This is a genomic window from Macrococcus carouselicus (assembly GCF_004359515.1).
Lineage (GTDB): Bacteria > Bacillota > Bacilli > Staphylococcales > Staphylococcaceae > Macrococcus > Macrococcus carouselicus.
This window is the reverse complement of sequence record NZ_SCWD01000001.1, coordinates 172,625-185,599: the sequence shown is the minus strand read 5'-3', so window position 1 is coordinate 185,599 and position 12,975 is coordinate 172,625. Positions and strand designations below refer to the sequence as shown.

The 12,975-nt window shown below is 40.4% G+C and carries 12 protein-coding genes and 1 pseudogene; 3 read left to right on the top strand and 10 right to left on the bottom strand.

Annotated elements, in window-relative coordinates; translation table 11 throughout:
- Window positions 1–34 precede the first annotated feature (34 nt).
- From lepB (ERX40_RS01010) to ERX40_RS00990, 5 genes are all read right to left on the bottom strand, one after another.
- On the bottom strand, window positions 35–595 hold the full coding sequence (gene lepB / locus ERX40_RS01010) for a signal peptidase I (protein ID WP_165980609.1): 561 nt from the start codon (window positions 593–595) through the stop codon (window positions 35–37).
- Window positions 596–605: 10 nt separating this feature from the next.
- Complete coding sequence (gene lepB, locus ERX40_RS01005; protein WP_133416636.1) at window positions 606–1,088, bottom strand: signal peptidase I; 483 nt, start codon at window positions 1,086–1,088, stop codon at window positions 606–608.
- Entirely contained in the window at window positions 1,085–1,678 is a 594-nt protein-coding gene (locus ERX40_RS01000) for a TVP38/TMEM64 family protein (RefSeq protein ID WP_133416635.1), read from the bottom strand. The genes lepB (ERX40_RS01005) and ERX40_RS01000 overlap by 4 nt, the downstream gene beginning before the upstream one ends.
- Before the next feature lie 95 nt (window positions 1,679–1,773).
- The gene (locus ERX40_RS00995) at window positions 1,774–3,120 is read right to left on the bottom strand and encodes a glucose-6-phosphate isomerase (protein WP_133416634.1); all 1,347 of its coding nucleotides are present in this window, start codon (window positions 3,118–3,120) and stop codon (window positions 1,774–1,776) included.
- A gap of 157 nt (window positions 3,121–3,277) precedes the next feature.
- Window positions 3,278–4,438, bottom strand: a complete 1,161-nt coding sequence (locus ERX40_RS00990) for an iron-containing alcohol dehydrogenase (RefSeq protein WP_133416633.1) — start codon at window positions 4,436–4,438, stop codon at window positions 3,278–3,280.
- A 275-nt stretch (window positions 4,439–4,713) separates the two neighbouring features.
- On the opposite strand from ERX40_RS00990, the pseudogene ERX40_RS11615 reads away from it, so the two are divergent.
- Window positions 4,714–5,816, top strand: a pseudogene (locus ERX40_RS11615) (IS30 family transposase).
- Here the strand turns inward: ERX40_RS11615 and ERX40_RS00980 are convergent.
- From ERX40_RS00980 to ERX40_RS00970, 3 genes are read right to left on the bottom strand one after another with little or no spacing between them, the layout of a single operon-like run.
- Window positions 5,770–6,099: a hypothetical protein gene (locus tag ERX40_RS00980; RefSeq protein ID WP_133416632.1), complete on the bottom strand. Its 330-nt coding sequence runs from the start codon at window positions 6,097–6,099 to the stop codon at window positions 5,770–5,772. The pseudogene ERX40_RS11615 and the gene ERX40_RS00980 sit on opposite strands and share 47 nt — an antisense overlap.
- A gap of 9 nt (window positions 6,100–6,108) precedes the next feature.
- Entirely contained in the window at window positions 6,109–7,329 is a 1,221-nt protein-coding gene (locus ERX40_RS00975; protein WP_133416631.1) for an MFS transporter, read from the bottom strand.
- Window positions 7,330–7,333: 4 nt separating this feature from the next.
- Window positions 7,334–7,918 carry a hypothetical protein gene (locus ERX40_RS00970; protein ID WP_133416630.1) on the bottom strand — a complete coding sequence of 195 codons (585 nt, stop codon included), beginning with the start codon at window positions 7,916–7,918 and terminating at the stop codon, window positions 7,334–7,336.
- A 282-nt stretch (window positions 7,919–8,200) separates the two neighbouring features.
- On the opposite strand from ERX40_RS00970, the gene ERX40_RS00965 reads away from it, so the two are divergent.
- Together ERX40_RS00965 and ERX40_RS00960 are read left to right on the top strand one after the other, a co-directional pair.
- Complete coding sequence (locus ERX40_RS00965) at window positions 8,201–9,322, top strand: IS4 family transposase (RefSeq protein WP_133416629.1); 1,122 nt, start codon at window positions 8,201–8,203, stop codon at window positions 9,320–9,322.
- Window positions 9,323–9,671: 349 nt separating this feature from the next.
- Window positions 9,672–10,319, top strand: coding sequence for a hypothetical protein (locus ERX40_RS00960; protein ID WP_133416628.1), 648 nt, complete (start codon window positions 9,672–9,674; stop codon window positions 10,317–10,319).
- A gap of 108 nt (window positions 10,320–10,427) precedes the next feature.
- On the opposite strand, the gene ERX40_RS00955 is transcribed toward ERX40_RS00960, so the two are convergent.
- Both ERX40_RS00955 and ERX40_RS00950 read right to left on the bottom strand, forming a co-directional pair.
- Window positions 10,428–11,672, bottom strand: coding sequence for a Glu/Leu/Phe/Val family dehydrogenase (locus ERX40_RS00955; protein ID WP_133416627.1), 1,245 nt, complete (start codon window positions 11,670–11,672; stop codon window positions 10,428–10,430).
- Window positions 11,673–11,776: 104 nt separating this feature from the next.
- Window positions 11,777–12,970 (bottom strand): ornithine--oxo-acid transaminase, encoded by a 1,194-nt coding sequence (locus ERX40_RS00950; RefSeq protein ID WP_133416626.1) that lies wholly within the window; start codon window positions 12,968–12,970, stop codon window positions 11,777–11,779.
- Window positions 12,971–12,975 lie beyond the last annotated feature (5 nt).

Below are 12,975 nucleotides of genomic sequence, written 5' to 3'. Positions count from 1 at the left end.
CACTTTTTATACGGATATAAAAAGTGTCTGATGCTTATTTTGCTGGATCGAAATTATAATGGAATACATTGAACGGCCAGAAGCGCAGTGCTACTTCGCCGACCACCTGGTCCTCATCAATCAGCCCGAAGTAACGGCTGTCCTTGCTTACTTCGCGGTTATCTCCCAGTACCAGCAGCTTGCCGTCCGGAATGGTTGCCACTGACGGTGCTGTGATATCTTTCACCGAGAAATTCTCAGTCAGCTGAACATTGGTCTTGGAGAGTTTGTTCTCTTCAAGATAAGGTTCATCGACCTTTTTGTCATTGATATAAAGCTGGTCGTCCTTATACATGACTTTGTCACCCGATATGCCGATAACACGCTTGACGTAGTCGTCTTTCTTGTCGGCATGGAAGACGATGACGTCACCATTGTCAATATCGCCGACTGTATAGTTGATTTTACTGACGATGACCTTCTCCCCGTTCTTGAGTATCGGATGCATAGAATCACCGTTGACCGTATAGACCAGGAATAAAAACTGATGAATAATAAAATAAAGCGCTACAGCAACGAGGATTGCCACCAGCCACTCATATATTTCTTTTTTCAAGCAAGACACCTCATTCATTAAATTTCAGGTCAAAGTGACCGATGACTTTACCGATAATATCATTTTCTGCAATACAGCCATACGTTCTTGAATCGGCACTCTCCTGCAGATTGTCTCCTAATACAATATAACATTTTTCTGGTACAACTTGCCCGTTTGATTCACTGATATTCAGCAGTTCTTGGTAATCTGCCTTTGTATCCGAATACCGCTCGCCGTTCACATAGAGATAACGGTGATGAACAGCGAGATAATCGCCGGGTACTGCGAGCACCCGTTTGACGAATGTCTCTTCATTCATCCTGAAGAAAATCATATCGCGGGACTCGAGCGGCTGCAGAAGGTCCCCCATCACACTGACCACTGCCCGGTCACCGTCATGCAGTGCCGGTTCCATCGACCGGCCTTCGACTACATAAGAACTGAATAAAAAGGTTCTGAACAACAGCAGAAAGATAAGCAGGAAACTTAAATAGATGAACCCTCTTTTCATAAGGATCTATCCTGTCCGTGATAATAGTCTTCCACCTTCTTGCCGAGGAACCACAGTGCAATGAGCACAAGGAGAACAGCAATTGATTTAAGCGGCTGACTGATAAATGACTGCAGATCGGCACCGATATAGCTGAGCAGCATCAGCATCACTGCCTTCCCCGCCATGACCGCCATCAGATAACGGTGCTGTCTGATGTTCGACAGCGCACCGACGATGTTGATCAGACTGGACGGTGTGAACGGGAAACAGAGCAGCACAAAGAGCGGAAATGCACCATTTTCATTAATACGCCACATCAGCTTCTCTACATAAGGATGCCTGTTCAGCCTGGCGACAAATCGGCTCTGACCGTACCGTCTGACCAGAAGAAAGACAGCGTAGGCGCCGATAACTGCACCGCTCCAGGTGAGAAGAAACCCCAGAAGCAGTCCGAACGCATTGACATTGACCACCGCGAAGACGATGATCGGCAGCACCGGCAGAAAAGCTTCAATAAAGGGAAGCAGAAAGCCGAGAAGCAAGCCGAGGTACTGATGCTGCTCGACCCAGTGCTGCAGAGTTGCAGGTGTGAATAATTCATGAAACATCGACTAACCTTCTTTTAAGTGTTTAGTACCAGTTTATACTATCCTTCAGAAAATAAAAAGAAAACCGCTATACGCGGTTTTCTCTGATCATCCGGTTATTTATTGAGACGTGCTTCCAGTTCCTGCTTTTTATCTTCGAAGCCAGGTTTACCGAGCAGCGCGAACATGTTCTGTTTGTAAGCTTCAACGCCCGGCTGGTTGAACGGATTGACGCCGAGCAAGTAGCCGCTCATCGCACAGCTGAGTTCAAAGAAGTAGACCAGATAGCCGAATGTGAAGGCATCAAGCTGAGGCACTTCGACGACTAAATTCGGCACACCGCCGTCAGTATGCGCGAGAAGCGTGCCCTGGAAGGCTTTCGTATTGACGAAGTCGAGAGTCTGACCGGCCAGGAAGTTCAGACCATCCAGATCGTTCTCGTCCTTCTCAATCGTGATATCTTCGCGAGGCGTCGCGACTTTCACGACTGTCTCAAAGATATCACGACGGCCTTCCTGCACATACTGACCGAGTGAGTGCAGGTCCGTAGAGAAGTTGGCGCTTGAAGGGTAGATGCCTTTGAAGTCCTTGCCTTCTGATTCACCGAATAACTGTTTCCACCATTCATTGAAATACATGAGACTTGGCTCATAGTTGATGAGCATTTCAATCGTGTAGCCTTTGTTATAGAGGATATTACGGATGACCGCATACTGATAGCTGATATTGTCTTCAAGCTCGGAACTTGAGAGGTCACTGCGAGCAGCAGCTGCACCTTGCATCATCTCATCGATTGAGATACCGGCAGCAGCGATCGGCAGCAGACCCACTGCAGTCAGCACGGAATAACGCCCCCCGACATCGTCAGGCACGACAAAGGTCTCGTAGCCTTCAGTGTCTGCCAGTGACTTAAGCGCACCTTTTTCCTTATCAGTCGTCGCGTAGATACGTGACTTCGCCTCTTCCTTGCCGTACTTCTCTTCAAGGATCTTCTTGAAGATTCTGAACGCAACAGCCGGCTCAGTCGTTGTACCTGATTTGGAGATGACGTTGATAGAGAAATCCTTACCCTCAATATAGTGAATCAGATCACTGACATAAGTCGAGGATAAATGATGACCGACGAAGATGATCTGCGGACGACCTTCCTGCGGTGCGAAGTTATCGAACGTCTTGGATAACATTTCAATCGCCGCACGTGCGCCTAGATAAGAGCCACCGATACCAATGACGAGTAAAATCTCGCTGTCGGACTTGATTTTATCGGCAGATTTTTTTATGCGGACAAATTCTTCTTTGTCATAATCTTCAGGCAGGTCGACCCAGCCTAAATAATCACTGCCTGCACCCGAACCTTCGTGAATCGTATGGTGCGTGTTTTTTACGAGGTCTCTCATCTGGTCCAGTTCGTGCTGCCCCAGGAAAGTAAGAGCCGTTTCATAATCAAACTTGATGTGTGTCATCGTATAGCCTCCTGTATTTGAATTCATCCCTCATTTTACTTGAAAAATCCGCACTTCTCAACGGAAGCACCTTCAACAGATGTGGCGAAATGACGACAGTCCAACGTAAAGGGAAGCCACTGTTATAAGCGGCTTCCCTGTTCTGAGTTGATTTTATTTACTGAGCTAACTGATAGATGGCCAGAACATCTTCTCGGTCCAATTTGCAGAAGTTACCGAATGGACCGTTGAAGAGTGTCTTCTCTGCAAATGTCTCGAAGTCTTCCTCACTGATATTGAAGTCACTTAAGCGGCTTGGTGCACCGATTGACGTCCAGTAGTCTTCAATACCTTTAATGCCTGTCTGTATTTTCTCTTCTTCTGACAGACTGCTGTCAGCATCAAATACATCTTCAGCGAACTGAGCAAAGCGTGCCGGCTGCTTTTCACTGACATATTTCATCCACGCCGGGAACAGAATGGCAAGACCTGCGCCGTGTGCGATATCATGTACTGCGCTGACAGCGTGTTCAAGGTTATGCGTAGCCCAGTCGCCGTTATAACCCATGCGCATAAAGCCGTTCAGCGCCACTGTTGCACCAAGCATCAGTGTTTCACGTGCTTCGTAGTTCTGCGGTTCTTTTAGTGCCACTTTCCCTGCTGCCATGATCTGTTTCATCACACCCGCAATCATCGCGTCACCGATTGCACTGTTTTCCGCTTCGTTGAAATACTGTTCAAGCAGATGACTCATTGAATCGACGATACCGTTTACGGTCTGATTCTCAGGCAATGTATAGAGTATTTCAGGATTCAGCAGCGAGAACTTAGGAAAGACGAGCGGTGAACCCCAGCCGAGCTTCTCATTTGTTTCCCAGTTCGTGATGACAGAGCCTGCATTCATCTCTGAACCCGTCGCTGAGATGGTCAGTATTGTGCCGAACGGAACCGCGGATTCAGGTATTGCTTTACGCGTGACAATATCCCACGGATCATGATCAGATGTACTCGCCGCTGAGATTAATTTCGTCCCGTCGATGACACTGCCGCCACCGACCGCCAGGATAAAGTCGATATCATTTTCTTTTACAACTTGAACGGCTCTCTTTACTGTTTCAAGGCGTGGATTGGGTTCGATTCCACCAAATTCCGTCACTTCAAAGTCAGTCAGCAAGTTCATGATGCGGTCATGGAGACCAGATTTCTTCATGCTGCCCCCGCCGTATGTCATCAGAATTTTCTTACCTTCTGTGAACTGCGCGATCATCTGCGGCAGCTTTTCGATGCTATCTTTACCAAAGACCAGCTGCGTCGGATTATAAAAAGTAAATGAATTCATGTAACTCCTCCTCTTATTCGTACTCTTAGTTTAGCCTGTTCTCTGTCGTGCTTAAAATAATCTGCTCATTATCACGGTTCTCGGCACTTCCTTGTCAAGAACTGTGACAAAAAAGGAGACCCCTTATGGGATCTCCTCAGACTGTAGAGGTAAGTTATACAATCAAGTTAGCCACCTAAGGTGGAAGATACATTAATTGTTTATAAAAAAATACGCCATGATGAATTCATGTTAATATTGTAGTTCTCACACCGACAATAAAGGAATGAATTCGTATGACGCATATCAATGGTAACACGAAAACCGTTAAGGGCAAACACCTTTCTAGAGATGAACGAATCATCATACAGACGCTGATCAATGAAGGGTATTCAAACAGACAAATAGCCGGAAAGCTCGGTAGAGCGCCACAGACCATCAATAATGAGATAAAGCGCGGCATGTACACACAAAAGAGCCGGCAGGTACAGAATAATAAAATCTACACTTACTACAAGTGCGTCTATTCACCTGATCTTGCTCAGGATAGATACTTTGAAAATCGTATCAAGTCAGGACGTCATCCTCTCCCCATTACAGATAATCCCTTTGTTGAATGGACCGATCATCTGATGATACATCAGGAAATGTCTCCGGCTTCCGTTATTATGCTTGCTGAGAAAGCTAAGCTTTTTCCAGAAAGATTCATACCCTGTATAAAGACACTCTATAACTGGATTGACAGAAAACTGATAAAGTCCGTAATATCAATCTTCTGATGAAGTTAAAGCTTAAGAATAAGAAGCCGACAGGCTTTACTCGTATTAATAAAAAAGTACTGGGTCAGTCTATCGAACTACGTCCTCATGCAGTGGATACTCGCACGACCTTCGGACATTGGGAGATAGATACCGTTGTCAGACAGAAGTCTGCCGAAGACCAGGTTCTCCTCACCATGGTTGAGAGAAAAAGTCGCTATGAACTTATCTTAAAGATTGATGGTAAACAAAGCTGCCATGTAGTCAACGCACTACGTCATCTGATAAAAGAAACAGGAGATGCTTTCCCTAAAATATTCAAGTCTATTACATCAGATAACGGACCTGAATTCAGCGATCTTTCTGAATGCCTCAAGGGATTATCTGAAGTCTACTTTACCCACCCCTATGCCTCTTGGGAGAGAGGGACGAAAGAAAATCAGCACAGATTTATTCGCCGGCATATTCCTAAAGGTATCCCCATTTCAACTGTAACAGCTTCTACCGTCCATAGAATCCAGGAATGGATGAACAGATATCCACGTAAGATACTAAATGGACAGTCAGCGATGGAAGTTTTTTTGAAGGAGCTAATCAATGAGGACATACTGAGTGAATCCCTAGGATTCTATATGAACTAGATTTGTCAGGGTGGCTAACTTGTAATTGCAATTTAGAATAGATATTAACATTTAATTGTTTACACTCTTGATATAAAGTATTCGCTAAGTTAGATCCTGAAAATGACCAACTTTTACTAATTTGAATATGAGCATATCTGGATAATCCTCCTATATGTCCTTTTTCCAAAATACACACTGAGATTTCTTTTTCCTCCAACGACTGTGTAGGAATACCTCTTTTTAATACTATAGAACTATACAAACCTGCTGGTCCTGCACCGATTATGACTACATCAAACATGCCTTCATCTCATATATCTATTTTTTCCAGATTGTATATTTTCTGGATATCTTTGTCTCTACTATAAAATATAAACAGTCCAAAGCTTACAAGTCCAACAATGAAAAAGTTAAAAGATATTGTAGAAAAAGTATCAGCTAAAATACTACCAAATAAAGATCCAAACGGTACTAATAAGCTTATAAGTGTTTCGTTAGTTGTATTTACTCTTCCTAAAAGATTTTCAGGAGGAATAATTTGAAAGGCTGTTATAAAAACTAAGTTTAAAATTCCTAGTGTTATACTTGAAAGAAATAAAAAAAGTAGAGGTAATATAGTATTTTGATTATAACTTATGGATATTCCTATCCAACATATTCCTATAGTTAAAAATACAACCGGTAGTATTATATTGAATTTAACTTTTGCAATAATATTTGGAGCTACTAAATAACCTACTAAAACACCTAGCCCATTTAGTAATAAGATAATTCCATAGTACATACTTCCACCAAATATCTCACCTAATTTTGGAAATATAACTATACCTCCAGCGTATGCAAAGTTTATTATAGTTAGTGGAAGTAATAACTTTAACAGAAGAGGTTTTTTTACAAATTTCAAGCCTAATCTTAAATCTTGAAAATAGTTAGATATAACGCTAGTACTTTTTTGTTCTTCATTCTGCTTATACCTTTTGGGTATATTTAAAATCAAAAATAAATATAAAGCTATAATAAAAATTGCAATAGTAATACTCATTAAAGTTTTTAATAGGATAATAGCTAATAAGAAACCTATTAGACTATTAAGAAACAAATCTAACACTTTATATGATATCTGAAAAACGGAATTAACTTTTGAAATTTCTTTAGTATTTCTAACAATAGATGGAATTATTGTATTTTCGGCAGGATAAATAATAGAACTACATAATACTGAAATTGATATCAGTATATATATTGTTAATAAATTTAGATTATCTAAATATAGTAAAAAAGTTAGAAAAGAAACTATTATAATTTGAATAAAAGTAGCTATAAGTAAAATCGCCTTTATACTATACCTATCAATTATCGGTCCTATGAAAATAATTAATAATTCTATAATACCTATGATAAACCCTAAATAACCCAAATATACAGTTTTTTCATATGTTTGAGAAATATACCATGTCAGTGTTATTAAAATAATACTATCGCCAATATTTGTAGCTATCCGTCCAAGTAATAATTTAAAAATCTCTTGCATTCTTCTATAGCTCCTTCGATTGAAAACTCAAAAAATCTTCTATCGATTCAAAAGAATCTGTCTCTAATATAGCTTGTTGCATTATAAAATACTTAAAGCCTTTTAAGTGTCCACATGCAATTTTAAAAGTAGCATGATCATTAATCTTATCTATAAAATATTGACATGAAATATTTAGAAATCCAAAGCTATCTCTTATATCTATAGATAAATTGTACTGAGAATAATAAGAATTTAAATATTTTAAGAACATTTCTGAAAAGTATTCACTTGTATCATGAAATTCAATAAATATAAAAGGCATACTTATTTCTGATACTTGGCTGTCGGAACTATAATAAATTTCTTTAATAATTCTATTAGATGTATATTTAATGCTGTGATAAAGATCTTTGTTATTTTTCTGTATTTCAAAAGAGTAATTGTAGTTATCAAGCAAATAAATGCTATTTAAAAGAAGAGCATTAGAATTAGAAATATTGCTACCGGTTAAATCTCTCACTAGTTTTATCCTATCAGTTAGATTCTTTTTAAGAAAATTACTTTTAGGAATATACCATCTACTCCTACCAGCATTTGTAAGTTCCATTCCTCGTTGAGAAAGCTTCAATAAAGACTCCAAAATTATAATGATAACTTTATCATTATTTTTAAAAGTATCTAATATATTTTCAACTTTATAAGTTTCGCCAAATAAACTAATATCAATAATAATAAATGTATAATTTCTTTCACTAGTGTTGCATAAAAGTATTCCAACCTACGGTTTTAAATGGAATATTCTAAAAATTTATTTTCTGTACAAAAAAAAGTCCTTTATAATGGTTGGAGGTAGTTACACGCATCCAAATCCAATACAAAGGATCACATCATGGATAAGTGTACTAGAAAATCATCATTTGAACAATGGATTTCACCGATAGATTTTAAGAAAGTTTCTCAACAGGTGAAAATCCTGAACCTGGATTACTATACAAAAAAGCTGGATACCTGTGCTTTCATTAAACTCCTGTTATATTCACAGCTGTTTGAGACCGAAAGTCTACGTGCTATCAGTGATAGTGTTTTTTCAGAGAAACTTCAGAAAACCTTAGGTTTTGATTCCATCAGCTACTCTCAGCTGAGTAGAAAACTATCTGACGTTCCTACACAGATTTTCAAGGATATCTTCAATCAGCTTCTAGACCAGATCCAGAAGGAGACGCATTTCAATCAGAAGAGAAAGATCACTACACCACTGAAGATCATTGACTCAAGTACACTGCCTCTGAATCTTCATCATTATCGTTGGGCAAAGTTCAGAAAAACAAAGTCCGGTGTCAAGCTGCATCTACGATTGGTTCATATGGCAGATCATGATTCATATCCAGACGATTTTTACCTTACCCATGCCTGTGAGAATGATCAGAATCATCTGGAGCTTTTAGTGGATGACAAGGAATGTATGTACGTTTTTGACCGTGGATATGTACAGTACAGCAGATTTGATGAAATGACTGATGAAGGCTACTTCTTCGTATCCAGATTACGGATTAATGCGGTTCATAGAGTCATTCACGATTTTGTTACCGGCGAACAGAGCAGCGTCATTTCAGATGAGATGGTGGTTCTTGGAACAACGACTAACAGGACAGAGCATTACTTTCGCCGTGTGACTGTTCAGGATGACAAAGGCAAAAACCTTGTCTTAGTGACCAATAGATTTGACTTATCTCCGGAGGAGATCGGCGAAATCTACAAATCACGCTGGGCGATTGAACTGTTCTTTAAATGGATCAAACAGTATCTCAACGTCAAAACATTTTACGGCTGTTCGGAGACAGCTGTCTCCAATCAGGTTTATATCGCTTTGATTGTCTACTGTCTGAACGTACTGATTAAATTAAAGAATAAGAGTAGAAAGAGTATCCTGCAGATCACCAGGTTACTCAAAGCTTCTGTATGGAGCAGAGGACACCATCTGATTCGTAGAATCAGGAAGAATGTCCCCTGATAGTCACTAAAAAATGTCGCTTAGTTATTGCGTAATAAGCTCAGTAAAAAAATGGATGATGACTACCTCTGTTTAGGTGTTTTCAATTTTTAAATTTTCGTAGAAAATACAAGTTCAGAAAATTCTGTATTTATTTATGCAACACTAGTGATTTTTTATATATTTATATAACGCCAAAATTATCATTATCAATACAATAATAAATAAAAATTCTAATAACCAGTATCCAACAGGAACAGCTATCCCCCAAAAATTTTCACTAAACATGTATATTCTCCTTTATATTTTCAGAATATTAAGGTAATGTTACATTGTATTCAAATAAATTACAAAAATTGAAGGTTTTGGTATGAAGAAAAAATTGCCGATCGCTGCTTTAGTGTTATCTTCTTCACTTTTTTATCCTTTATCAACTTATGCTGCAACTGATGAAACTGTAACTCCTAATGAATTAACAGAAAATGGAGTATCTATTAACCAAGCTTCTGATCTTGCTGAAAAAATTAATGCAGGTATAGAAACAGAAGCAGAAAAATATCTAGACACAAATGATATTGTAACTAGCGATATAAATTCTAAAATCACCAAAACTTTTGAAGATGGCTCTTTTATCGAGCAAAAAATTGAAGAATTATCAGTTTCTTGTGTAATAGACAAAAATGAACCAAATAAAGCTGTAAGTGATGTTGGTGGGATTTTACAGGCAGACAGAATTTTACATGTAACAACGAGTGGAACTTGGGGATCAATGGGCTATTATGTGAGAGTTTATAAACCTCTTTCAGGCCAAAAATATATTAAAAGTGTGTATGGACAACATTACGGTGGTACTATTCAATCATTTCAACTTTCTATTATTAGAAAGTATGCAGGTTATGAACCAGCATATGCAAATGGATTAGGCCACTCTGCTTTTGGTCCACTTACAAGAAGTATTAATCTCCAATTTTATTTAAAAGATAACGGTGGATTTTATTCTGTAACTAAAGATATGTAAAAAACATCTTACTTTTTTATTATTTTTTGAAAAAAGACAAACTCAGTTCGAAAATGAGTTTGTCTTCAATCTGAGGAGATCCCTTATGGGATCTCCTTCAATTCGTTCTTATGCCCATCCACGGTAACGTGCAGCTTCTGCTGTACGTTTGATACCGACGATGTATGCTGCAAGTCTCATATCTACTTGTCTTGTCTCTGCAAGTGTGTAGATATTATCGAATGCTTTCACTAATTTTTCACGTAATTTTTCGTTGACTTCTTCTTCCGTCCAGTAGTAACCTTGGTTGTTCTGTACCCACTCGAAGTAGGAGACAGTCACACCGCCAGCACTAGCAAGTACGTCAGGTACAAGCAGGATACCGCGTTCTGTAAGAATTTTAGTCGCTTCCATCGTGGTCGGACCGTTCGCCGCTTCTACAACGATTTCCGCTTTGATATCATATGCATTTTCTTCTGTAATCTGGTTAGAGATTGCTGCCGGCACTAAAATGTCACAGTCAAGTTCGAATAGCTCTTTATTGGAGATTGTGTCCTCAAACAGGTTTGTGACTGTGCCGAAGCTGTCGCGACGGTCCAGCAAATAGTCGATATCAAGTCCGTCAGGGTCATGCAGTGCACCGTGTGCATCTGAAATAGCAATGACTTTAGCGCCTGCGTCGTATAAGAATTTTGCTAAGAAGCTGCCGGCGTTACCGAAGCCCTGAATGACGACACGAGAATCTTTGATCATTTTGCCACGACGTTTCGCTGCCTCTTCAATCGCGATTACAACACCGAGTGCTGTTGAACGGTCACGGCCCTGTGAACCACCGAGGACGATTGGTTTACCGGTGATAAAGCCTGGTGAGTTGAATTCATCCATCTTACTGTATTCATCCATCATCCATGCCATGATCTGAGAGTTGGTGAAGACGTCCGGAGCCGGGATGTCTTTAGTCGGTCCTACAATCTGAGAAATCGCACGGACGTAACCACGTGACAGACGTTCTACTTCGTGAATGCTCATCTGACGAGGGTCACAGACGATTCCGCCTTTACCGCCGCCATATGGCAGGTCAACGATGCCACATTTCAGTGTCATCCACATCGATAATGCTTTTACTTCATCTTCATCTACATCAGGGTGGAAACGTACGCCCCCTTTAGTCGGACCAACAGCGTCATTGTGCTGCGCGCGGTAACCTGTAAAGGTTTTCACAGTACCATCATCCATTCGAACCGGGATTCGAACTGTGAGTAGACGCATCGGTTCCTTTACTAATTCGTACATTCCCTCATCAAAACCTAATTTATCCAGAGCATCTTTAATGATGATCTGAGTTGATGATACTAAGTTTTCGTGTTCTGCCATATCCTCTTCGCCTCTTTTTTCAATACTTTATTTCTCAACTATTGTAACACATTTAATAGACAATTAAAGATGAAAACTTAATTATTTTGAAAACGCTCTCATTATTATTTCGTGAATACTTGCTTCACGCGTTCCAGTGCCCAGTCAAGTTCTTCTTTAGTAATGATAAGCGGCGGTGCAAAACGGATGACTGTATCATGCGTCTCTTTACATAACAGACCCAGTTCTTTCAACTGTTCACAGTATGGTCGTGCGTTTTCAGTCAGCTCAACACCGATGAAGAGACCTTTGCCCCTTACTTCTTTGATGATCGGATTATCGATTTTCTGCAACTCTGCTTTGAAGTATTCTCCGAGTTCGAGTGAACGTTCGGATAACTTCTCATCGATCAGCACATCAAGTGCAGCGATTGAGACCGCACAAGCAAGCGGATTGCCACCGAAAGTAGAACCATGAGAACCTGCATTGAAGACTTCAAGAATCTCTTTGTTCGCTAAAACACATGAAATCGGGAAAACGCCGCCGCCTAGTGCCTTACCGAGGATATACATATCCGGTTCAACATTGTCCCAGTCAGTGGCAAATAATTTACCTGAACGGCCGAGTCCAGCCTGAATCTCGTCAGCGATGAAGAGTACATTGTTTTCATCACAGACTTCGCGGACCTGCTTCAGGAAGCCCTCTTCCGGAATATTGATTCCCGCCTCACCTTGAATCGGCTCAAGCATCACTGCAGCTGTATTCGGTGTGATAGCAGCTTTAATCTGTTCGATATCCCCGAAATCAACCAGTTTGAAGCCACCGAGCAGCGGACCATACCCCCGTTGATATTCTGCTTCACTTGATAAAGAAACAGCGGCCATTGTACGACCATGGAAGTTCCCTTTCATCGCGATGATCTCTGCCTGGTCCTTTCTAACACCTTTAACCCCATAGGCCCAGCGACGCGCAGCCTTGATGGCTGTTTCAACCGCTTCAGCACCTGTGTTCATCGGTAATGCCATATCTTTATTCGCCAGTTTACAGATTTTCTCATACCAAGGACCGAGTTGATCACTATGGAATGCACGTGACGTCAATGTCACATGATCCGCCTGGTCTTTTAAGGCCTGGATGATTTTCGGATGACGGTGCCCCTGATTGACTGCAGAGTAGGCAGATAACATATCCATATATTTATTGCCTTCAGGATCGGTTACCCAGACCCCTTCAGCATCAGAGATAACAATCGGCAGCGGATGATAGTTCGGTGCCCCGTAATGATTGGTCTGTTCGATAATTTCACTTGATTTAGTCATAATAA

What these genes read in the sequence shown, in the direction of transcription:
- lepB (WP_133416636.1), bottom strand. Translation starts at nt 1,088, where the DNA reads ATGAAAAGAGGGTTCATCTATTTAAGTTTCCTGCTTATCTTTCTGCTG.
- ERX40_RS01000 (WP_133416635.1), bottom strand. Translation starts at nt 1,678, where the DNA reads ATGTTTCATGAATTATTCACACCTGCAACTCTGCAGCACTGGGTCGAG.
- ERX40_RS00995 (WP_133416634.1), bottom strand. Translation starts at nt 3,120, where the DNA reads ATGACACACATCAAGTTTGATTATGAAACGGCTCTTACTTTCCTGGGG.
- ERX40_RS00990 (WP_133416633.1), bottom strand. Translation starts at nt 4,438, where the DNA reads ATGAATTCATTTACTTTTTATAATCCGACGCAGCTGGTCTTTGGTAAA.
- ERX40_RS00980 (WP_133416632.1), bottom strand. Translation starts at nt 6,099, where the DNA reads ATGTTTGATGTAGTCATAATCGGTGCAGGACCAGCAGGTTTGTATAGT.
- ERX40_RS00975 (WP_133416631.1), bottom strand. Translation starts at nt 7,329, where the DNA reads ATGCAAGAGATTTTTAAATTATTACTTGGACGGATAGCTACAAATATT.
- ERX40_RS00970 (WP_133416630.1), bottom strand. Translation starts at nt 7,918, where the DNA reads ATGGAACTTACAAATGCTGGTAGGAGTAGATGGTATATTCCTAAAAGT.
- ERX40_RS00965 (WP_133416629.1), top strand. Translation starts at nt 8,201, where the DNA reads ATGGATAAGTGTACTAGAAAATCATCATTTGAACAATGGATTTCACCG.
- ERX40_RS00960 (WP_133416628.1), top strand. Translation starts at nt 9,672, where the DNA reads ATGAAGAAAAAATTGCCGATCGCTGCTTTAGTGTTATCTTCTTCACTT.
- ERX40_RS00955 (WP_133416627.1), bottom strand. Translation starts at nt 11,672, where the DNA reads ATGGCAGAACACGAAAACTTAGTATCATCAACTCAGATCATCATTAAA.
- ERX40_RS00950 (WP_133416626.1), bottom strand. Translation starts at nt 12,970, where the DNA reads ATGACTAAATCAAGTGAAATTATCGAACAGACCAATCATTACGGGGCA.